This is a genomic window from Pseudomonas sp. MF08875 (assembly GCF_059862525.1).
The window spans coordinates 166,970-186,061 of the sequence record NZ_JCBCUW010000004.1; the positions used below are offsets into that span (position 1 = coordinate 166,970).

Annotated in this window: 28 protein-coding genes, 2 tRNA genes and 2 pseudogenes; 14 read left to right on the forward strand and 18 right to left on the reverse strand. The window is 61.5% G+C overall.

Annotated elements, in window-relative coordinates; translation table 11 throughout:
• Positions 1-12: 12 nt before the first annotated feature.
• Entirely contained in the window at positions 13-621 is a 609-nt protein-coding gene (gene pcrP, locus AC19YT_RS03935; protein ID WP_095108504.1) for an HAD superfamily inactivated hydrolase PcrP, read from the reverse strand.
• 179 nt (positions 622-800) lie between these two features.
• On the opposite strand from pcrP, the gene AC19YT_RS03940 reads away from it, so the two are divergent.
• The gene (locus AC19YT_RS03940) at positions 801-1,490 is read left to right on the forward strand and encodes an MlaA family lipoprotein (RefSeq protein ID WP_095108503.1); all 690 of its coding nucleotides are present in this window, start codon (positions 801-803) and stop codon (positions 1,488-1,490) included.
• 61 nt (positions 1,491-1,551) lie between these two features.
• On the opposite strand, the gene AC19YT_RS03945 is transcribed toward AC19YT_RS03940, so the two are convergent.
• Complete coding sequence (locus AC19YT_RS03945; RefSeq protein ID WP_095108502.1) at positions 1,552-1,851, reverse strand: PilZ domain-containing protein; 300 nt, start codon at positions 1,849-1,851, stop codon at positions 1,552-1,554.
• Positions 1,852-2,126: 275 nt separating this feature from the next.
• Between AC19YT_RS03945 and rssB the strand changes: the two genes are divergently transcribed.
• Entirely contained in the window at positions 2,127-3,311 is a 1,185-nt protein-coding gene (gene rssB / locus AC19YT_RS03950; protein ID WP_095108500.1) for a two-component system response regulator RssB, read from the forward strand.
• Positions 3,308-3,790 (forward strand): anti-sigma factor antagonist RssC, encoded by a 483-nt coding sequence (rssC, locus tag AC19YT_RS03955; protein ID WP_095108499.1) that lies wholly within the window; start codon positions 3,308-3,310, stop codon positions 3,788-3,790. The genes rssB and rssC overlap by 4 nt, the downstream gene beginning before the upstream one ends.
• Positions 3,791-3,898: 108 nt before the next feature.
• Here rssC and AC19YT_RS03960 read toward each other — a convergent pair whose 3' ends face one another.
• A complete protein-coding gene (locus AC19YT_RS03960; RefSeq protein WP_500609794.1) occupies positions 3,899-4,213 on the reverse strand; it encodes a hypothetical protein in 315 nt (104 codons plus the stop codon).
• A gap of 189 nt (positions 4,214-4,402) precedes the next feature.
• Between AC19YT_RS03960 and AC19YT_RS03965 the strand changes: the two genes are divergently transcribed.
• Genes AC19YT_RS03965 through AC19YT_RS03975 form a run of 3 tightly spaced genes read left to right on the forward strand, consistent with a single transcriptional unit; the run spans position 4,403 to position 6,589 of the window.
• Positions 4,403-5,059, forward strand: a complete 657-nt coding sequence (locus AC19YT_RS03965; protein WP_500609795.1) for an STN domain-containing protein — start codon at positions 4,403-4,405, stop codon at positions 5,057-5,059.
• Positions 5,056-5,601, forward strand: coding sequence for an RNA polymerase sigma factor (locus AC19YT_RS03970; protein WP_095108496.1), 546 nt, complete (start codon positions 5,056-5,058; stop codon positions 5,599-5,601). Before AC19YT_RS03965 ends, AC19YT_RS03970 begins: the two co-directional genes overlap by 4 nt.
• A 37-nt stretch (positions 5,602-5,638) precedes the next feature.
• Positions 5,639-6,589 carry a FecR family protein gene (locus tag AC19YT_RS03975; RefSeq protein ID WP_256576564.1) on the forward strand — a complete coding sequence of 317 codons (951 nt, stop codon included), beginning with the start codon at positions 5,639-5,641 and terminating at the stop codon, positions 6,587-6,589.
• Positions 6,590-6,680: 91 nt separating this feature from the next.
• Here the strand turns inward: AC19YT_RS03975 and AC19YT_RS03980 are convergent, their stop codons facing one another.
• Together AC19YT_RS03980 and gspH are read right to left on the reverse strand one after the other, a co-directional pair.
• Positions 6,681-7,292 (reverse strand): type II secretion system protein GspJ, encoded by a 612-nt coding sequence (locus AC19YT_RS03980; RefSeq protein WP_095108495.1) that lies wholly within the window; start codon positions 7,290-7,292, stop codon positions 6,681-6,683.
• On the reverse strand, positions 7,289-7,741 hold the full coding sequence (gspH, locus tag AC19YT_RS03985) for a type II secretion system minor pseudopilin GspH (RefSeq protein ID WP_500609796.1): 453 nt from the start codon (positions 7,739-7,741) through the stop codon (positions 7,289-7,291). Before gspH ends, AC19YT_RS03980 begins: the two co-directional genes overlap by 4 nt.
• A gap of 116 nt (positions 7,742-7,857) precedes the next feature.
• Between gspH and AC19YT_RS03990 the strand changes: the two genes are divergently transcribed.
• Entirely contained in the window at positions 7,858-8,286 is a 429-nt protein-coding gene (locus tag AC19YT_RS03990) for a type II secretion system protein N (protein ID WP_095108493.1), read from the forward strand.
• A 28-nt stretch (positions 8,287-8,314) separates the two neighbouring features.
• On the opposite strand, the gene AC19YT_RS03995 is transcribed toward AC19YT_RS03990, so the two are convergent.
• From AC19YT_RS03995 to AC19YT_RS04010, 4 genes and pseudogenes are all read right to left on the reverse strand, one after another.
• Positions 8,315-8,569, reverse strand: a complete 255-nt coding sequence (locus tag AC19YT_RS03995; protein ID WP_141233970.1) for a hypothetical protein — start codon at positions 8,567-8,569, stop codon at positions 8,315-8,317.
• A gap of 4 nt (positions 8,570-8,573) precedes the next feature.
• On the reverse strand, positions 8,574-9,782 hold the full coding sequence (locus AC19YT_RS04000; protein ID WP_095108491.1) for an LLM class flavin-dependent oxidoreductase: 1,209 nt from the start codon (positions 9,780-9,782) through the stop codon (positions 8,574-8,576).
• A 15-nt stretch (positions 9,783-9,797) separates the two neighbouring features.
• Positions 9,798-9,959, reverse strand: a pseudogene (locus tag AC19YT_RS04005) (alpha/beta hydrolase); the annotation flags it as partial.
• A gap of 97 nt (positions 9,960-10,056) precedes the next feature.
• Positions 10,057-11,127, reverse strand: a complete 1,071-nt coding sequence (locus AC19YT_RS04010) for an ABC transporter substrate-binding protein (RefSeq protein WP_500609797.1) — start codon at positions 11,125-11,127, stop codon at positions 10,057-10,059.
• A 315-nt stretch (positions 11,128-11,442) separates the two neighbouring features.
• Between AC19YT_RS04010 and AC19YT_RS04015 the strand changes: the two genes are divergently transcribed.
• The 4 genes from AC19YT_RS04015 (at position 11,443) to AC19YT_RS04030 (ending at position 14,539) form a co-directional block, all read left to right on the forward strand.
• Entirely contained in the window at positions 11,443-12,519 is a 1,077-nt protein-coding gene (locus AC19YT_RS04015) for a sigma-54 interaction domain-containing protein (RefSeq protein ID WP_500597153.1), read from the forward strand.
• Positions 12,520-12,794: 275 nt separating this feature from the next.
• Positions 12,795-12,868 (forward strand) — tRNA-Cys (locus tag AC19YT_RS04020).
• Positions 12,869-13,063: 195 nt separating this feature from the next.
• Positions 13,064-13,150 (forward strand) — tRNA-Leu (locus tag AC19YT_RS04025).
• Positions 13,151-13,312: 162 nt separating this feature from the next.
• Positions 13,313-14,539 (forward strand): tyrosine-type recombinase/integrase, encoded by a 1,227-nt coding sequence (locus AC19YT_RS04030; protein ID WP_500609798.1) that lies wholly within the window; start codon positions 13,313-13,315, stop codon positions 14,537-14,539.
• A gap of 2 nt (positions 14,540-14,541) precedes the next feature.
• On the opposite strand, the gene AC19YT_RS04035 is transcribed toward AC19YT_RS04030, so the two are convergent.
• Both AC19YT_RS04035 and AC19YT_RS04040 read right to left on the reverse strand, forming a co-directional pair.
• Positions 14,542-14,757, reverse strand: coding sequence for a helix-turn-helix transcriptional regulator (locus AC19YT_RS04035; RefSeq protein ID WP_500597157.1), 216 nt, complete (start codon positions 14,755-14,757; stop codon positions 14,542-14,544).
• A 37-nt stretch (positions 14,758-14,794) separates the two neighbouring features.
• On the reverse strand, positions 14,795-15,289 hold the full coding sequence (locus AC19YT_RS04040; RefSeq protein WP_500609799.1) for a hypothetical protein: 495 nt from the start codon (positions 15,287-15,289) through the stop codon (positions 14,795-14,797).
• A gap of 130 nt (positions 15,290-15,419) precedes the next feature.
• Here AC19YT_RS04040 and AC19YT_RS04045 point away from each other — a divergent pair, with 130 nt between their 5' ends.
• The gene (locus AC19YT_RS04045) at positions 15,420-15,662 is read left to right on the forward strand and encodes a hypothetical protein (protein WP_220172829.1); all 243 of its coding nucleotides are present in this window, start codon (positions 15,420-15,422) and stop codon (positions 15,660-15,662) included.
• A gap of 35 nt (positions 15,663-15,697) precedes the next feature.
• Here the strand turns inward: AC19YT_RS04045 and AC19YT_RS04050 are convergent, their stop codons facing one another.
• The 6 genes from AC19YT_RS04050 to AC19YT_RS04075 form a co-directional block, all read right to left on the reverse strand.
• Positions 15,698-15,880: a hypothetical protein gene (locus tag AC19YT_RS04050; RefSeq protein ID WP_065948844.1), complete on the reverse strand. Its 183-nt coding sequence runs from the start codon at positions 15,878-15,880 to the stop codon at positions 15,698-15,700.
• A complete protein-coding gene (locus AC19YT_RS04055; protein WP_500609800.1) occupies positions 15,880-16,197 on the reverse strand; it encodes a phiTE_015 family protein in 318 nt (105 codons plus the stop codon). Before AC19YT_RS04055 ends, AC19YT_RS04050 begins: the two co-directional genes overlap by 1 nt.
• A gap of 49 nt (positions 16,198-16,246) precedes the next feature.
• The gene (locus AC19YT_RS04060; protein WP_498290214.1) at positions 16,247-16,987 is read right to left on the reverse strand and encodes a hypothetical protein; all 741 of its coding nucleotides are present in this window, start codon (positions 16,985-16,987) and stop codon (positions 16,247-16,249) included.
• Between the two features lie 98 nt (positions 16,988-17,085).
• Positions 17,086-17,391: a hypothetical protein gene (locus tag AC19YT_RS04065; protein ID WP_500597164.1), complete on the reverse strand. Its 306-nt coding sequence runs from the start codon at positions 17,389-17,391 to the stop codon at positions 17,086-17,088.
• On the reverse strand, positions 17,388-17,699 hold the full coding sequence (locus tag AC19YT_RS04070) for a DUF4406 domain-containing protein (RefSeq protein WP_500597165.1): 312 nt from the start codon (positions 17,697-17,699) through the stop codon (positions 17,388-17,390). Before AC19YT_RS04070 ends, AC19YT_RS04065 begins: the two co-directional genes overlap by 4 nt.
• The gene (locus AC19YT_RS04075) at positions 17,696-18,283 is read right to left on the reverse strand and encodes a hypothetical protein (protein ID WP_500597167.1); all 588 of its coding nucleotides are present in this window, start codon (positions 18,281-18,283) and stop codon (positions 17,696-17,698) included. The genes AC19YT_RS04070 and AC19YT_RS04075 overlap by 4 nt, the downstream gene beginning before the upstream one ends.
• Before the next feature lie 70 nt (positions 18,284-18,353).
• Here AC19YT_RS04075 and AC19YT_RS04080 point away from each other — a divergent pair, with 70 nt between their 5' ends.
• Together AC19YT_RS04080 and AC19YT_RS04085 are read left to right on the forward strand one after the other, a co-directional pair.
• Positions 18,354-18,587 carry a hypothetical protein gene (locus tag AC19YT_RS04080; protein ID WP_500609801.1) on the forward strand — a complete coding sequence of 78 codons (234 nt, stop codon included), beginning with the start codon at positions 18,354-18,356 and terminating at the stop codon, positions 18,585-18,587.
• A gap of 69 nt (positions 18,588-18,656) precedes the next feature.
• A complete protein-coding gene (locus AC19YT_RS04085) occupies positions 18,657-18,983 on the forward strand; it encodes a DUF8608 domain-containing protein (protein ID WP_500609802.1) in 327 nt (108 codons plus the stop codon).
• On the opposite strand, the pseudogene AC19YT_RS04090 reads toward AC19YT_RS04085, so the two are convergent.
• Positions 18,973-19,092, reverse strand: a pseudogene (locus tag AC19YT_RS04090) (IS30 family transposase); the annotation flags it as partial. The gene AC19YT_RS04085 and the pseudogene AC19YT_RS04090 overlap by 11 nt on opposite strands.

A 19,092-nucleotide genomic window follows, 5' to 3' on the forward strand; every position in this document is an offset into this window, starting at 1 on the left:
AACATTGATCGGTCAGGGCTTTTCGCCTTTGAGGCGGCGCAGGCTGATGTCCGCCAGGCAGGTGGGCAGGTCGCCCAGGTGATCGATCACCGAATGCACTCCCAGGTTGAACAGTTGCAGGGTGGCCTTGCCGCGTTTTTGCTCCCGTTCCTGCTGACTGAGGGCCTGCCATTGGCTGGGCGCCAGACCACACAGCGAACCACAGGACGCCAGGCCGATGGTCCACAGCCCGGCATTAAGGCCCGATTGCAGCAGGCGTGGTTCGCCGCTGACCAGCACGCAGCCGTCCAGGCGTTCGACGTTCAAGGCCATCAGCGCCGCCCAGCAGGCGTGGGGCGTCGGCCACGGGTGTTGGTTGGGGGCGGCGACGATGCCTTCGGGCAGTGATTGGGCCAGGTGCGTGCAGGTATCGGCCGCTAGCTCATCGAGCCAGGCGCAGGGAATGCCTTGGCTGCGTAACGCATTCAGGATGTCCAGCGCGCCGGGCGTGGTGTGGATGGTTTCGCCGCCAGCGTCCTGGTGGCGGGTACGGGCACCGAAATCCACCAGGCAGCCACTGAGGCCAAACAGCACGGCGGTGAGGGTGGGAACGGGGCCGGGCAGGGGGGCAGCGTGGAGCATGGGCAGTGCCTCTGAAATGGTTTCATAGGCTAAGGCCGATCGATGACAGTCCGGTGACGCCCAGGTGACGGTGGCACGGCCGTTTACAAGTGCTGCCTAATCGGCCGATCCGCCTTATACTAGCGAGCTTATTGCCTGGGCCCAGCGCCCGAGACAGTCATTACCAAGGAGTTTCTTATATGCGCTGGAGCCATCGTCTAGCTCAGCTATGTGTTTGTTCCAGTGTGCTACTGGCGCCGTTTGCGGTTCAGGCCGCCACGCAGGAAGACCCTTGGGAAAGCATCAACCGCCCGATCTACAAGTTCAACGATGTGCTCGACACCTACGGCCTCAAGCCTCTGGCCAAGGGTTATCAAGCGATCACCCCGCAGTTTCTCGAAGACGGCATCCACAACATGTTCCGCAACGTCGGTGACGTCGGCAACCTGGCCAACGATGTTTTTCAGCTCAAGCCCCAAGCGGCGGGAGTGGATACGGCGCGGTTGATCTTCAACACCACCTTCGGCCTGTTGGGCTTCTTCGACGTGGGCACCCAAATGGGCCTGCAACGCAACGACGAAGACTTTGGCCAGACCCTCGGCTATTGGGGCGTGCCCAGTGGCCCGTACCTGATGCTGCCGTTCTTCGGCCCCAGCACCTTGCGCGACGCGCCGGCCAAGTACGTCGACAGCTACGGCGAACCCTACCGTTACATGGACCACGTACCGAGCCGCAACATGGCCATCGGCATGGACGTTATCGACACTCGTGCCAGCCTGTTGTCGGCCGAGAAGCTGATTAACGGCGACAAGTACGTGTTCATCCGCAACGCCTACCTGCAGAACCGCGAGTTCAAGGTCAAGGATGGCCAGGTCGAAGACGACTTTTAAATCCGGCGATACTTATAAAGAAGGCGGCCCTCGGGCCGCCTTCTTGCGTTGCAGTGGGCTGTCAGTTCATTTTCAGGATGGTCAGCCCCAGCCTTTGGCTTTCATCCTCGGCCTGCTTGACCCACACCACCTCGGTCTCGGCCTCCAAACCCGCCAGCGCCGGGTACTCGGAATCGATCTTTACGCTGAGCTGGTCACCAACCTTAAAGGCCCGCGGCGCCTGGACCTGCATGCCGCTGCTGGAAAGGTCGATGCAGACTGCTGAAATGACCTGGCCTTCGTGAAGGAGGGTGACATCGGCATCGACGCGCATGCGGATGTAATCACGCTTTTCACTGTAGTCACGATTGTTTTGGCTCATGGGCTTTGTCCTTCGATTCCGTTACGGATTTGCCTGTTCTTATAACTCCCGGTGATTTGTGCTGTAAAGACGCCTGGTGACCATCGGCATGAGCTTGAAACCCCCGGCGGATGGGAGTACCGTCTGCGCCTTACAAGGGCACCTCTGACTCACGGGCCACCGGGAAACCTCCCGCAGCCGCGAGCCAGAGAGGCTAGAAAGCGAATCTAAGTAGTGCAACCCAGGTCCTCGACCGGTGCGCCTACGCCAACCTCATTCTGGCGCCGTTTGCCCACATGCAGAAAACCAGTGCCACGCTGCTGATAATCGATGACGACGAAGTAGTGCGCGAAAGCCTCGCCGCCTATTTGGAAGACAGTGGATTCAGCGTCCTTCAGGCCGGTAATGGCCAGCAGGGTCTCAAGGTCTTCGAGCAAGCCCAGCCCGACCTGGTGATCTGCGACCTGCGCATGCCGCAGATGGGCGGCCTGGAACTCATTCGCCACGTTACCGACCTTGCGCCGCAGACCCCTGTGATAGTCGTCTCCGGTGCCGGTGTAATGAACGATGCCGTTGAAGCGTTGCGTCTGGGCGCCGCCGATTACCTGATAAAACCCCTCGAAGACCTCGCCGTGCTGGAACACTCCGTGCGCCGGGCGCTCGACCGGGCGCGCCTGCTGCTGGAGAACCAGCGCTATCGCGAGAAGCTTGAGACCGCTAACCGCGAACTCGAAGCCAGCCTCAACCTGCTGCAGGAAGACCAGAACGCCGGGCGCCAGGTGCAGATGAACATGCTGCCGGTCAGCCCTTGGGCCATCGACGAATTCCAGTTCGCGCACCAAATCATTCCGTCGTTGTACCTGTCCGGCGATTTCGTCGATTACTTCCGGGTCGATGAGCGCCGCGTGGCGTTCTACCTGGCCGACGTGTCCGGGCATGGCGCGTCGTCCGCGTTCGTCACCGTACTGCTCAAGTTCATGACCACGCGCCTGCTGTTCGAGTCGCGGCGCAACGGCACGCTGCCTGAGTTCAAGCCCTCCGAGGTACTCGGCCATATCAACCGGGGCCTCATCAGCTGTAAGCTGGGCAAACATGTCACGATGGTCGGTGGTGTCATCGACGAGGAGACGGGTTTGTTGACTTATAGCATTGGCGGTCATTTGCCATTGCCGGTGTTGTACACGCCTGACAGTGTTCGTTATCTCGACGGGCGTGGGCTTCCGGTGGGCCTGTTCAACGAGGCCACCTACGAAGACCACGTACTGGAACTGCCGCCAGTGTTCAGCTTGACGCTGATGTCTGATGGCATTCTGGACCTTTTGCCCGAACCGACACTCAAAGAAAAAGAAGCAGCCTTGCCCGAACGGGTGAGAGCAGCGGGCGGCAGCCTGGATGGCCTGCGGCAGGTTTTTGGATTGGCCACGTTAGGGGAGATGCCGGATGATATCGCCCTGATGGTGTTGAGCAGGAATCTTCAATGAGTACCGGTAGAATCCAATTCGCCGAGCAGGACGGCACCTTTGTCCTGAAATTCGTCGGCGAAGTGCGCCTGACCCTGTGTTCAGCGCTGGATACGACGATCGAGCGGATCTTCACCGCGCTGAACTTCTCGGCGATCGTCATCGATCTGACCGAAACCCGCAGCATCGACAGCACCACCCTGGGCCTGCTGGCCAAGCTGTCGATCCTCTCGCGCCAGAAGGTCGGCCTGTTGCCCACTGTGGTCACCACCCACGAAGACATCACCCGGCTGCTGGAGTCCATGGGGTTTGACCAAGTGTTCAACATCGTCGATCACCCGGTGCCATGCCCCGAGTGCCTGACCGACCTGCCGGAGCAGGATCAGTCCGAAGAGGTGGTGCGCATCAAGGTGCTGGAGGCGCACAAGATCCTCATGGGCCTGAACGAGTCCAATCGCGAAGCCTTCCACGACCTGGTCAATGCCCTAGAACGGCATTGAGACAAGCTGACAAAAAAGGCGACTCCCCAACGGGCGTCGCTTTTTTCATGCCTGCGATTGGGCTGCTTGCCGGTGGGCCCGTGCCGCCAGGGCGACCTCGGCGGCCAGTCAAGGCGTCGGGCGCTGGGGCTTGACCGAAGTGCCGAAGGTGTTGCCCATGCGCACGCTGGTAGCCGCCGGGGTGGCGAGGCCGACCTGGTTGGGTGGGCGTTTGTGCACCGGCACCTGCATTGCCTCCTGGTTTTTCTGCTGGGCGGCAGTGCCATCGGGGTTGCTCAACTGCTGGCTCAGGCAGTTGTAGTCGGGGGCCTTGTAACCATTGACCTGTACCTCGATGCAGTTTTGTTGCCCCTCTTGCGCTTGGGCCCAGGGCAGGGTGCCGGCCATCAGTAGGCTGCAGGTGAGTACGAGCATTCGTTTCATATCGGGCCTCCTGGCCTGCCCCCGAGAGAGGGGCATTAAGGGCTTGAGTCTACGTCATGGCGTTTTGATAGGTGATGATGGTTTTTTTGCAGTGGCCGTCATACCAGATTCATAAACAGCCTTCAGGATGACGGTTTTCAGGGACAGGCCGCCGTGCAGCAAGGCAAAGCCAGGGTCGGGCGTCGAGGGATGGTGTACACGCTATTGGCATTGTGCGTGGTTTGGGTTTGCGCGCCCGCCCAGGCCGCGCCGGTCGAGCTGGACATTCCCGCCCAGGACCTGGCCGCTGCCCTGGCGCAGTTCAGCCACGCCACGGGCATGGCGGTGCTGGTGGATCGCGAGTTGACCCAGGGTCGTCGTTCGTTGCGGGTCAAAGGCCGCTACAGCGCTGGCGAGGGGTTGGAGCGGTTGCTCACTGGCAGTGGCCTGATGGCCCGCTACGCCCGTGCCGACGCCTTCACCTTGCAAACGGCGCAGGTGCGCGACGAAGCGCCCCCGGTTACAGGCAAAGGCGCGGGCGCGGTCGCGCCGGGCAGCAGCTATGCCACGGTCATTCAGCGCAGCATCGAGCGGGCCTTGTGCCGCTCGCCGCTGACGCACCCGGGCAGCTTCCGCGCGGCGTTGCAGGTGTGGGTGGGGCGTGACGGGCGGGTCCAGCATAGTCGCCTGCTGGCCTCCACCGGCGATGGGGAGCGCGATGGCGCGCTGTTGGAAAGCTTGCGAAACCTCAGGATCGACCGGGCGGCGCCCAGTTCATTGCGCCAACCGGTGACCCTGCTTTTACTGCCGGACCAAACAGGGGCACGCATGGAATGCAAAGAACAGGAAGGAACCTGGGGGCCATGAAAACCAACGGGCAAAGCGCGATGGTCAGGTTGTTCCTGAGCTCCTACGAGGATTTTCGCGAGCGCCTGCGCCGGCGCCTGGGGTCGGAGGACTTGGCCAACGACGTGCTCCACGAAACCTACCTGCGGGTCGACCGCATGGACGAGCCGCCCAACCTGTTGCAACCCAACGCCTACCTGTACCGCATGGCGCTGAACATCGCCGCCGACCGGCGCGAATCCGATGCGCGCCTGTTGACGGGCAGCGAGGTGGAAGAGCTGCTGCACATCAGCGATGAAACCCTCGACCCGGCGCGAGTGGTGGGCGGGCAGAAGGAGGTCCAGTCCTTGCTCAGCGCCCTCTACGAGCTGCCGGCGCGGCGACGGCAGATCTTCATCGCGGCGCGCCTGGAGGAAGCCCCGCACCTGGAAATCTCCCAGCGCTTCGGTATTTCCACGCGCATGGTGGAAAAAGAACTCAAGGCCGCCCTGGGCCATTGCGCCGCGCGCCTGGAAAGAAAAGTCATTCAGCGGTTCGGTCCCGGTGCGGGAAAACCGTCATGAAAGAAGAGCCCCGCACATTTTTCGAGTATGTAAGCGTTTGAACATCCTTCCCTTCCCCAAACCCCCGGCGCCACCGGACGCCCGCTTGCAGAGCGAAGCCCGGGATTGGCTGGTTTTGCTGACCTCCGGCACCGCCAACGCGGCCGATGCCCGGGCGCTGCGCCAATGGTGCGCGCAAAGCCCCGAGCACGCCTTGGCGTTCGAGCAGAGCAAAGCCCTGTGGCAAAGCCTGAAACCGGCCGCTGAACGCCTGCAACAGCAAGCGCAGCCGCGGCGCTTTGGCCGGCGCGCCTTTCTGGGTGGGGCGATTGCTGCCTCGCTCGGTGCCCTGTTGCTGCAAACCAGCCTGCCCGGCGGCGTTGCTGGGCTGGGCGCCGATTACAGCACCCAGGTCGGGGAACAGCGCGGCATCGATCTGGCGGGCGGGGATCGCATCGAGCTCAACACCCAGACTCGCCTCAACCACCGCACCGCGCCGGACGGCGGCCAGGGCCTGGAACTGCTCAGCGGCGAAGTCGAAGTGCTGGCGTGTAACACGGCACCCCTCAAGGTGCGAGCCGGGGCTGGCTGGGTCAGCGCCGCCCAGGCTCGCGTCAACGTGCGCCACACCGAGCAGAGCGTGTGTGTGACCTGCATCGAAGGCACGGTGCTGCTTGACGTGCAGGGCCGCAGCCTGCGCTTGCACGCAGGGCGGCAACTGACCTACAGCAGCCAGGAAATAGGCCTGCCCCAATCCGTGGACCCCGGCGCCATCAGCGCCTGGCGCCAGCGTGTGCTGGTGTTTGAAGATGCGGCCCTGGCCACCGTCATCGACGAAATCAACCGCTACCGCCCCGGCATGTTGCTGCTGCTCAACGCCCAGGTCGGCCAGCGTAAAGTCCAGGCCCGCTTCAGCCTCGACCAACTCGCCGGCGTAGCCCTGCTGATCCGCGACGCCTACGGCGTGAAAATCACCCAGTTGCCGGGTGGGGTGGTGTTGTTGGGGTGACCCGGCGCTGGTTCATCAGCTTCTTCTGTGGGCTTGTACTTTCTGGGGGAGCGGGCAAGCCCACTCCCACAGAAAAACCACCCCAAAAACCTCACTCCAACGGCCCCACCACTTGCCGATAGCGCTCCACCCCTTGGGGTGTCTGGCGGGCCAGGCTGATCTCCAGGCCCAGGGGGTTTTCCAGGCGTTTGCCGGCTGGGCGTTTCCAGCCTTTGCCAGGCTCCCAGGTGCGCACGCTCAACTCGCTGACTTGCTCCAGCAGGGCTACGCCGTCTTGGGGCGCCGGCAGCGGGAAGCGGCTGCGCCCTGGGGCGGCGGCGCGGTACAGGGTGTTGCCCTTGAGCCACCAGCGCACCCGTTGCAGGTCACCGTTGCGTTGCGGGTCGGCGCGGATGATATCCAGGGTAAAGCCCTTGCCGTCGGCGCCGCGCAAGGTCAGGGCGGGCGGGGAGTCAGAGGGTTTGACCGTTTCGTCTTGCAGCAGCGGCTCGATCAGTTCGGTGGTGGCGCGCAGGTCCAGGTCCAGGCGCAATTGGTTCAGTGCGCGCAGCAGGGTTTCGGTCTGCCCGGCGCTGGCCTGCAAATGGCTGTCGGCGCGGGTCACGCTGTCCAGGCCACGCCAGGCGATCAGGCTGACCACCGCCATCAGCATGATCGCCACCATCACCTCGATCAGGGTAAAGCCGCGCTGGCGGGCCTTCATTGCACCGCCACCCGCCCGGCGCCATTGCGTTCCACACGGATGCGCTGCTCACCGTCCGATAGCTGCACCGACAGCGGCGGGGTGACCCATTCGCTGTTCAGCACCACGGCGCGGCGCGGCTGCACCTCGATGTTCATGGGCAGGCTGTGCCAGGCGCGGGGACGCAGTTGCGGGTCGTGGTCGAAATATTCCGTGCCCTTGCCGTTGTCGTTCTGGCGGCTGAAGCGAAAGCCCTTGGCGTCGGCCTGCCAGGTAATCGCCCGGCCATCGGCGCGGGCTTCGGCCTGGGCCACTTGCAGCAATTGCGCCAGTTGCTCGGCATCCTTGCGCAGCAGGTGCAGCGGGTCGGGCTTGATGCTCAGGCTGATAGCGGCGCTGGCGATGCCGACGATCACCAGCACCACCATCAGTTCGATCAGGGTAAAGCCGTGCTGCTTGCAGACTTTCATCGCGCGCTCCTTGACGTCGGTTTTTATCCTGCACGGCGAACATGATGGGCGTGTGAAATAAAAACGTGAGAATTGCCCTGTAGGCTCGGTGGCTGGACAAGCACGAGGTTGCGCCCATGTCATGGATCAAGCGGTTTCATGCCCCCCAAGGGGTACAGGTGGCGGCGCTGCTCGCGGCTGTGGCAGGGGTGGCCCTGTGGTCGACGCTGCTGCTCACTCCGGCCCAATCCCACAGCCCGGTGCCCGCCGCAGCACCGGTGGCGCAGGTCGAGAGCCCGGCCGTGCAGTGGTTCTCCCAGCAGGCCGCGCAGGTGGACATCAAAGTCAGCGGGGTGATGGCCGGCACGCGCGGAGCGGTGGCGATCCTCAGCCTCAACGGCGGCCCACCGCGCAGCTACCTCGCCGGCGAACGCCTGGCCCAGGGTGTGCGGCTAGTGGCGATCGAGGCCGAGGCGGTGGTGATCGAACAGGGCAAGGGCAACCTGCACCTGAACGTGGCCAAACTGCCGGACGCGCCGTTTTTGCCGGTGCTGATCCGCCAGTGAGGTGAGTGGCTCGCGCCCGCAATGGGTTTCAGGGCTCAGGCCGTGTTCTTGAGCCACAGCCGTTCGAAGCGGCTAAGAGGCGCAAGGCCTCGCGCACCCTGGGGTCGTTGAACGGCGGTTTTTCCAGGTTCATGTCGAACGACAGCCAGTTGCCGTCGAGGATGCCCAGGCGTAGGCGCCCGCCGTAGCGCGGCTGGTTGTCGGCTACGTTTGCGACGGGCGCCTCGGCGCTGTGGCCGAGGAGCCGCCGCCGGCTGAGCAAATAGGCTTGCATTGGGGGCATGGCTTCAGGCGCCGGCCGGGCCGTTGGCCGAATGCAGGGCCAGTGGTGCAGTGGCGGGGCGGCTCAGGGCGCTGCGTTCGCCGCGAAAGTGCGGCAGGATGTGCTCGCCCAGGCGATAGGCCTCTTCCAGGTGCGGGTAGCCAGCGAGGAAGAACAGGTCGATGCCCAGTTCGTTGTACTCGCGGATGCGCGCCACCACGTTTTCGTAGCTGCCCACCAATGCGCAGCCCGGCGGAATGCCGATGTAGCCCAAGCCGGTCCAGACGTTGGGGTGGATGAAGAAGTCGTCGAAGCCCTGGGTTTCGCTTTTGCTGGCGAATTCTTCTTCGTAGCTGAGCTTGCGCGCGGTGCGCAGCCCGGCGTGGGCGGCCACGGCCTTGACCGCGCCTTTGGCGATGCCTTCGTCGAAGAAGCGCTTGGCTTCGGTGCGGGCCAGCTCTTCAGTCTCGCGGGTGATGACGTCGATGGACAGGCCGAAGCGGATATGCGTGCGGCCGAACTTCAGCGCACGCTCGCGCACGTCGGCGATCAACCCGCGTACTTCATCCGGGTGCTCGGCGCGCATCAGGTAGAAGTCGGCGTGCTTGGCGGCAAATTCCCGCGCGGCGTTGGACGAGCCCGCAGTGCAGATCAGCGGCAACTCAGCCTTTTTCAGCGGGCCGCGCAGGCCGCCGCCTTCGGCGCGGTAGAAACGGCCCTCGTAGTGGAAGTTCTCGTTGTGCCAATAGCCGCGCACTACGTCCATAAATTCGGTGGCGCGGGCGTAGCGTTCATCGTGGTCGCTGAAGTCGCCGACCTGGCGCTGGAGCGCGTCGGAGCCGCCGTTGATGATGTTCCACACCAGGCGATTGCCGGTGGCGCGCTGGTAGGTGGCGGCCTGCTGCACCGCTACCCACGGGGTGTAGTGGTAGGGCTGGAATGCGGTGACGAACTTGAGGGTGCGGGTTTCCCGGGCCAGCAACGAGCACACGGTCCAGGGCTCTTCGCCGGTGGGCGCGTTGACCATCAGGGCGCCGCCGAAGCCGTTGATCTCGGCGGCGCGGGCGATTTGCCCCAGGTAGTCGATGTAGGTGAAGTGATCGCCCACGCTGAACCCCGAGACGGCGCCGGTGCTCGGCCCGCCACGGTGCCAGTCGCCCCGGTTGCGCGGGTCGCCGGGGAGGAATTGGGTTTCGCCGTGCAGGGGCAGGCGGGTGAAGAATTCGATGCTCATGGTTGGGTCTCCGGCTTACTGCACGCTGGGGTTGCAGAGTGGGGTGATGGGGTGGTCGCTGATGACTTTGCGGGCGAAGGGCACGGAATCCTTGAGGGACGCGTTGACCGTTTCGCTATGGCCCAGGCCTTTGTGCAAGTGGCCTTCGACCACCGAACCGGTCTTGCAGGCGTCAGTTTGCCGGGGACGGCCGGCCGCCTGGGCGGCCATGGACAGCGTCAAGGCGCTGAGGCCAGAGGCCAGGAAGTGGGGGCGTTTCATCGGGATGGCCCTATCAAGGTGTGGTAGTGAGTTGGCCGCGTAGGGCGGGCCAGTAGTCGGTGAGTGCGAGGTCGATCAGCGCCTGATGGGTGTAGCCGGTGGCCAGGGCCTGGCTGATGTCGTAGGGCGCTCGGATCAGGCGATTGGCCAGGGCGTAGGCGCTGAGGGCCTGGTAGTGGGTCTTGAGTTGCTGGTCGTTCTTGGGTGCCCAGCGTTCCTTCCAGGCCACCGGGTCGTCCTGGTCGTCGCGGCGCAGCACACTTTCGGCAGTGCCGGCGCGGGAGGAGAGCTGGTAGTAGGCGTCCTGGTTCTGCTCCTGGGAGATCCACCACGCGGCCTTCACCCACGCGGTGGCCAGCAACTGAGTGATGTCCGGGTGCTGTGCGATGAAGCGGTCGGTGCCCCATAGGTCGGAGATCAGCCGCCAATCGTTGGCCCCCTGTTTGCTTGACCAGAGGATGCGGCCCACGCCTTTGTCTTCCAGGGCGTAGGCCTCATTGAGCAGCACGGCGGCATCGACCTTGCCAGCGGCCACCGCTGCGGCGCCGACCTGGGGGTTAAGGTTGGCGATCTTGAAGTCATCGAGCCTCAAGCCCTGGCTACCCAAGAAGTTGCTGAAGGCGAACTCCCACGGGCGGCCACGGTGCAGGGCCAGGCGTTTGCCCTTGAGGTCGGCGATGTTCTTGGCCGTGGAGTGGGCGGGTACCACCAGGTAGATGTTGTTGCCATTGCCGCCGGGCACGATCAGCTTGCCCGGCACGCCACCCGCGCCGGCGATTACCGACGGCAGGTCGCCGCGTACGGCGAAGTCGATGCTGTTGTTGCTGAAGCCTTCGTTGATCTGCGGCCCGGCGCCGGCATGGGGCAGGGCGATCCAGTCCAGCTGGATGCCGCGCTCGTCGAGCTGCTGTTGCAGCCAACCTTCCTCAATGACCCGCCCAGCGATCCCGCCGAACACCGGTTTGCCGCCCTGGGTGAAGGCGACGATGGCGATCTTTACCGACTCGGGCGCCGGGGCAGCGACTCCCTGGCCCAGCCAGAGGGCGGCAAGAGCGGCCAGGCTATTGCGCCAAATATTCTTCATGGGACATCCCCTTCAATAACGGGCCGGGTGATCCGGCGTTTGAAGGAGGCAGAGCAGATTGCATGCCAGCGTCTTTTTTATGCGATTAAGTGGCTGTTTTTAATCGGTTTTTATGGTTTTTTCGGGGCGGTCGCTCCAGCCCTGAATGTTGCTCAGTAGGCAGGTGGGTGCTGGCGACGTGTTGCTCTAGCAACACCGTGGATGCTTGAAATCCGCATATCTCTAAATGGAATATGTAAATACTAATTAATAATTATTTAGTCTAATGATCTTCATGCACTATGGATTCCGCGCTTTTACTGCCAGGAATGCACCATGTCCCTCATCACCCATCCCCATGCCCGCGAACTGACCAAGTCGGTACGGGCCACCGTGCTGGTGTTCAAAGACCCGCGGTCCCAGGAGTTGCTGAGCCGCATCGAGCGCCTGGCGCCCAGCGAAGCCAATACATTGATTATTGGCGAGACCGGTACGGGCAAGGAGTTGGTGGCGCGGCACATTCATAAGCTCAGCCGCCGTGGCAGCGAGCCCTTTGTGGCGGTGAACTGTGGCGCGTTCGCCGAAACCCTGGTGGAAAGCGAACTGTTCGGCCACGAAAAAGGTGCGTTCACCGGCGCGACAAGCAACAAGGCCGGGTGGTTCGAGGCGGCCAATGGCGGCACGCTGTTCCTCGATGAAATCGGCGACCTGCCGCTGAACATGCAGGTCAAGCTGCTACGGGTGCTGCAAGAGCGCGAAGTGGTGCGCCTGGGCTCGCGCACGCCAATCCCCATCAACGTGCGCCTGGTGGCGGCCACCAACGTCAACCTGGCGGACGCGGTGGTGGCGGGGCACTTTCGCGAAGACCTGTTCTACCGTTTGCACGTCGCTACCATTCGCCTGCCACCGCTGCGCGAACGCCCCGGCGATATCCTGCCCCTGGCCGAATTTTTCCTTGAGGAACACTGCCAGCGCCTGGGCTACAACCGCGCCACCATGAGCCCCGAAAGCGAGCGCAAACTGCTGGCCCACAGTTGGCCCGGCAACATCCGCGAGCTGGAAAACGCCATTCACCATGCCTTGTTGGTGTGCCGCCACCAAGTGGTGCAACCGGCGGACCTGCATCTGGTGGACATGCGCTCCTCGGGCATTCGCCAGGAACAATCTACTGCGCTGCACACCACCAGTACCGCACCAGCAGACCTGGAGGCGGCGCTCAATGCACTCTTCGAGCAAAACATCCCGGATTTGTACGAGCGCATCGAAGAAACCATTTTTCGCACGGCCTACCGCTATTGCCACGGCAACCAGTTGCAGACCGGGCGCTTGCTCAACATCAGCCGAAATATCGTGCGGGCGCGGCTGGAAAAAATCGGCGAACTTACACGCCCGGCATTGGGTGGCCACGGCTAACGCCGCGTGAGCTTCCTGTGCAAGGTCAAGGCGTTAGCACGCGCGCTCGCGGCAGATCCTGATGCAATAGCCATGACAGCGCCTTGGGCAAGGAGTTAAATCTTTTAGAATTCAGGGGGTTGCCAAGTCATATGTTCTTCTCCATAATGCCGCCCATCGCTGCGGCGCTTGATTCTAGGCGGCCACAGGATAAGAGTTCGGATCCTTAGCTTGGCTTCTGTATCCCGCTCCAGTTTGTATACGGTTGGTGTGGTTTTTGAGCACCGAACGTTTGAGGCCGAGTAGCAAAATGGTTATGCAGCGGATTGCAAATCCGCCTACGCCGGTTCGATTCCGACCTCGGCCTCCACTCTAAATAAGCTCCGTAGATCTATGATTTACGGAGCTTTTTTATTTGCTTCGGCAAGTGGGATTTTGTTTTGAAAACGCTGTCGCCCAGCTTGCTTCGTCGGGGCTGGATGTATATATTTCTCCCCCTGCTGCATGGGTAAACGAGCGAGCTGGTGGTTATATACAGTGGGCTTTTTACTCAACTCGCGCTACCGCCCGAATGGCGAAATTGGTAGACGCATGGGACTTAAAATCCCCCGCTCGTAAGGGCGTGCCGGTTCGATTCCGGCTTCGGGCACCATTTTCGCTTCTCAGGCATTACCAAGCCTTCTCAAAAAGCCCGGCTGGCATTGTCCTTCGGGTTTTTTTGTTCTCAGCTCTTCTCAGCTAATCTCACCCCTTCTCATAATTTTTAGTACATTCATCAGCACATCTGAATTCGACTGCTCATGGTGATGTACTAATGCCCCTTACTGACACAGCCGTCAGGCAAGCAAAGCCCAAAGACAAAGACTACAGCCTCAGCGATACCGCGGGTCTGTCTTTGTTCGTCGCCGCCAAAGGCACGAAAGCGTGGCACTTCCGTTTCTCATGGCACGGACAGCAGCCACGAATATCCCTGGGCACCTATCCAGAAATCTCCCTGAAAGAAGCTCGCGAGCGCCGAGACGAGGCCAGATCCCTTATTGCCAAGGGTGTCGACCCTCGATCTCAGCGCCGCGAAGAAAAACGTGCCGCCAGTACCGGTGCCGTCAAAACATTCGAGGTAGTGGCCAAAGAGTGGTACGACTTCAAGCTGCCTCGATGGGCCAAGGCCAAGAAGGGCGCTGCCGTGCAGGCTCAGCTCTATTTGGACAAAGACCTAGTTCCAGCACTAGGCAAAATCCCCATTGCAGACGTGAGGCGCGCCGACGTACTTGCGGCCCTGAGGGTTATCGAGAAGCGGGGAGCGCTCAACGTAGCTCGAAAATGCAGGACCTGGCTCAACGAAATATTCCGCTTTGGCATCGCTTCTGATTATTTGGAGATCAATCCTGCGGCGGATCTGGATATCGTGGCTGCTAAAGAGCCACCAGAAAAGCATAACCCCATGCTTAGGCAGAAGGAGCTGAAAGAGTTTTTAGAGGCGTTGAATGGTGCTGACGTCACGGAATACACAAAGAGCGCCATCCGGATATTGCTGCTAACAGCAGTGCGCACAGGCGAGCTGCGCAACGCAATGTGGTCACAGTTCGACCTTGATGGAGCGCTTTGGACCATTCCAGCATCAAGCGTGAAGCAATTGCAAAAGGTAATCAGGGCGAAAGGAGGGGATAACGTACCGCCTTATTTGGTGCCGCTATCGCGACAGGCGGTTGCTGAGGTGCGCAAGGTGCATGAGTTGACCGGCCGCTATAAATTGCTGATCGCAGGCCGGAGTGACCCGAGCAAGCCAATCAGTGACGGCACGGTCAACGTTGCATTACGACGAATGGGATATGAAGGCAGACTGACCGGGCACGGTATCCGTGCCACGATTTCAACGGCCTTGAACGAGATGGGTTACAACGAGGACTGGATCGAGGCGCAGCTTTCGCATGCGGGTTCAAGCAAGATCAGAAAGACATACAACCACGCAGAGTACGTGGAGCAGCGCCGGGGGATGATGCAGGATTGGGCCGACTATCTGGACGGGCTGATGACGACCTAGGCCTAGCGCGCCCTATGACGGGTAGCAGCCCGGCTTGCTGCCCACGCTTCGACTTCCGAGCGAATCCAGGCCACGGCTTGCTCTCCCACCTTGGCCTGGCGTGGAAACTTTCCCCCAACGGCCATCCGGTAAATGGTCGCCGTGCTGAGACCCGAGATGCGGCGGACTTCCGGCAAGCGGATGTATTCGATAAATTGATCGGTATGTGCGGTATTCATTTGATGCTCCATGCCGCGCGTGGCGGCAGAAGGTGGGTTAGCGGGTGGCTTTGGCGATTGCGGCGTCTGCAACCTTCATTGCTGCCTGGGCGTCATTCACATAGGCAGGATCGAAACCACCGCACAGATGGATAGTTGCCTGGCAGGCCTGCAGGTTCTCTCGGGTGAGTTTCAGCGCCGCGACCAACTCTTCGCCCAGCGCACGCTCCTCCCGGCCGATATCCCAGAAGCGCTGCCCCCAGTGATCCGCCGGCGGCGGGTTGATGTTCTGGGCGCCCATGGCCAGGGCGCCGACAATCGCGTCGCACAAATCGCGCTTGTAGGTGTTGTCGCCGTCGATGCTCAGGCCGCGCCGGCGCAGCGCGCTGACCACCTCGTTTCTATCCAGGCCCTGATCTTCAAGAATGATGTCTCGCTCCGGCTCGCCCGGGGTAACAATGACCAGGGCAAGCTTGGCGCCCGGCGTGCAGTACCCGCTGAGCTTGACCAGGGCATCGTTGGCTGCTTCGTGGAATCGCTGAACTGCTGACATAGGAATACCTCGCCCGCCGCTCACCGGCAGGTATGTAGGGGAATGGAGTAATGGCGTTTTGCCTAGATATCCGTGTCGCTTGGATGGGTGTAAAACGGGTATTCAATCCACCCGGTCGCCAGGAGGGCGCATGCCACACCAACTAGATATCCCGATTGCGCACGCCTACCGGGGCCACACAATGTTTCTCAAGTTCGTCTGGCGGCGCCCGAACGACGACGCACCGATTGCCGCGAAGATCATCGAGCCCGCGCAAATTGACGGGCTGGGCGAGGTCGCGGCTGAGCTGACCGGGCCTTGGCCCGACTACCCAGCAGCAATTGATGAGGCAACGGCTGCTGCTGAGCGTTGGATCGACAGCCAATTGCCTTGAGGCCGCTCACCGGCAGGCATGTAGGGGGATTGGGGTTAGGGCTTCTGCGTTTTCTTCAGCTTGTTCCAGTGCCGCCAGATGTTTTCCTCGGGCACCTTCTTTTGCAGCGTGAAGTCGCAGTCGCGGCAGATGACCCAGCTGAGCCCGGCGCTGCAGCTGCTATCCAGCTCCAGGTTGTCGCTCGCGCACTCAGGACATGGTTTCAGTTCGTCGCTCATTAATTCGACTCCCCCGCGATTGTGATGCCAGCAGCTTTAATGGCCATGAAGCAGCCATTGCGCATGCGTATCTTGGCGTGATGGGCGTCAAAGAAGCTGTCGTCGATGGCGTCTTCCGGCGGTACCGGCGAGGGGCCAACCGTTGGCAGGACCACCACCAGGGTTTCGCGGGAGCGCTTGAACCAGTACCAGGCCCGGGCAACACGCGGCACGCTGTAGCTATCGCCAAGGCGCTGCAGCTTGATGAACGATACCGGCAGCTTGCCGTTGTCATCGCTGAACGCCTGCTCGAACTGTTCCTGCATTGTCTGCGTCATGGCCTGGGCCCCTTGTAGATGAAGACGTAGGCGAACCAGAGGGTGGCGATCACGACTTCCTGCTCCGGGTGACGTCCTCTTCGGTGACGATGTGCGGCGTAACGTCCTTGATCGTAAAGAACTCAGGTTGGCAATGCTTTCGCGCCCAGGCCTTTAGCGGCGCGAGGGCGATCTGCAGTTCTGCCTCGGCCGCCTTGCTTAGGTCTGGATAGGCATCAACCCATTCTCCAGCGTCGCTATCGCAGGCGTTTTCATACATTCGCTCTGTCACATCGTTGGCGTCTGGTATGAAGCGGGCGGGGTCGTCCTTGCACACTGTCCCGCGATAGACCGTGCCGCCTTCGTAGAGGCCTGGCCTGTAGCTGGCCGGATGCCCGTCGCCATCGCTGTCGTGGCCGTAGTTATCCTTGAGCAGCTCGTCGAGGCTGTCGTAATCCCAGGAACCGTTTTCACCGTCCAGCGACCACCTTTCGCCAGATACCAGAACTTCGTGGTCCGGTATCGAATTGGCCGCGGCGATGGGCAGTGCCGCTCTGAACTGTTTTAGGTACTCAGCTGGAGTTGAACCCCATCGGTTGACCAAGCACTCAGCGTCAATCAGCGCGCCTTCGTCCTCGAGGTCGCCGGACGGCTCTCCGGGCATCATGAAGAAATCACGCTCCACGGCGTGTAGCAGATCGGAAAAGCGCTTGGTGTTTTCGACGTTAGCTAGAAGTGTCGACAGTTCATGATTGGAGCTGAGCCCGAACACGTTGTAGATGCGGGCCAGTTCTGGCTGATGTCTAGGCATGACGATACCTGTCCTTGCCGCTATAGCGGCTGACTTTGAAGGGGGAGGGGTTACAGGTTTTGCGGGTGGAGTACGGATGTACTCCTATCGGGTTTTGGCTAATCGGCCAGACGCCGGAAGCCCATCGAGTAGATCAACTCCGCACGGGCCTGGCCGATGCCGTCAATGCGCTTGAGCCAGCCTATCGATTCATCGCGAGATGCGAACGCTGGTGCACCAGGATGCGGGGTAAAGCGAAGCGCTGCTTTGTAGGCTGCATCCAGGGCGTCATCCAAATCACCGCCGGCCTTTTTGGCTTCGTTGAAGGCGATGATCATCTTCGCCCGGGCGTCGTAGCAGCGCTCCACCGGCATGCATGCCATTTGCTCAGCCTGCACGCCGTCAATCGTTTGGTTGGTGGTCATACAGCCTCCCTCGTTACCAGATCATGGGCATTCACAACCGTCATGCCGAGGCGTTCGGCGATCAGGACTTCCAGGCGGGCACCCTTTGAATGCTCCCAGCCGGGCAGGGTGGCCACGGTGTCGCAGTCCATCAGGGCGGCAATGTCGCGGCGCATGCAGTCGTTCCAGGTGCCGCCGTCTGGGTTGAGTTCGGCGGGGTTGGTGACGGTGTGGCCGCCGGCGCGCAGGTTATCGGTCATTGCGGCGAAGGCCGGGAAGTTGAGGCCGGGCAGGCCGGTCATGGGGCCGCTGAGGTAGATGCGCTTCATGCGGGCACCTTCGGCGTGTAGGTCAGCGCGCCGGCAATGATCGCTTCCTTGATGGCCTCGAATTCCCAGGCGTAATACTGCGATTCCACGTAGACGCGCATCTCGCCGTAGTCGTGCTGCTTGCGGCGGATGAATGCCTCGGCCGCGTCTTTCGTGAAGTGGCTGTTCACAATCTCCCAGCGCTTGTTCCAGCCAGTGACGGTGTGATCGTCAAGCTCTCCGAGCAACTCCCACTGATCGTCGACGCTGAGCCCCAGGAAGTCGCACTCGAAGTCTTGTTGCACCCTGGCGTTCAGTTCGGCCTGGTCTTCCTCGTCGCAGTCCTCCCAGTATTCTTCAGGGCTGAACCACGAGCAGTCCTCGCGGCAAACCACCAGACCTTCCGCGTAGTCCGGCTCATATCCGTAATCAATGCGCTTGGTCTGCACGGTAAACAGCGCTGCCGCTGTGTGGTGCCATTTAACGCCGGCGCCGTTGCAGTCATGGCGAAGACGGTTCACGAAGTCGGCCCAGGTAGCAGCGTCAAGGCCGTGGCCGGTTGCCAGGCTCGGCGCGGGCTCAGCGATTTGGGTTTCTGTAGGCATGGGGAGTCCTTGCCGGGCCATGCCCGGGCTGTGGTGCTACGATGGCCCCTTCCTCTAAATGGGCTGGGCCATGACAAAGCACGATATTTACGATGACATCGAAGGCTTTCAGGTTTGGAACTACATGGAGTGCGACAAGGACGAGGAAGGCCGGGAGAACTGGCGTATCAACGTCGCGATCAAGCGTGGTGGTGAAGTGGTAGTGCCGGTTGTTGCGGGTGACCGAACCTATGTTGACCGTGGCCTGGCGCAGGTGGCTGGGCGTGAGACGGGGACTAGGCTGATTGCTGGGACAGACCTATAGGTTTTCTGTGGGAATTGGGATACCTCGCGTTTATCATCAGGTTTTTCGGTGCTTTCGCTGGGGGTAGAGATGGATAAGGAATTACTTCAAGGCGCCTTCAAACGCGGTGAGACTCCCGAATATAAGTGCCCGCACTGCCATAAAGGCGTGCTACGAGAGGAAGGTAAACTCACGGCTGTTGAGACTGAAGCGTCCAAAGCCAGACACAAGGAAGACTGGTGGGATCCCGAAATGATCGAAGGGCTATTCAGTCTGACCCTACAGTGCTCAAAGTGCCGTGAACTAGTGTTCGCTGTTGGTAGTAGTTTTGTGGATCAAAGTATTGACTTAGACGATGTGGGCGAGCTTTCAATGGAGTACTTTGAGTTCTTAAAGCCCCCTGAATTCAACACATAAGTGCAACGCTCACCCCTGTATGCACTTCGTACGGCGTCTTCCAGCCCAAGCGCTTGCGCGGGCGTAGATTGATCCTCGCTACTGTCCGATTGACGGCTTCGACGGTCAG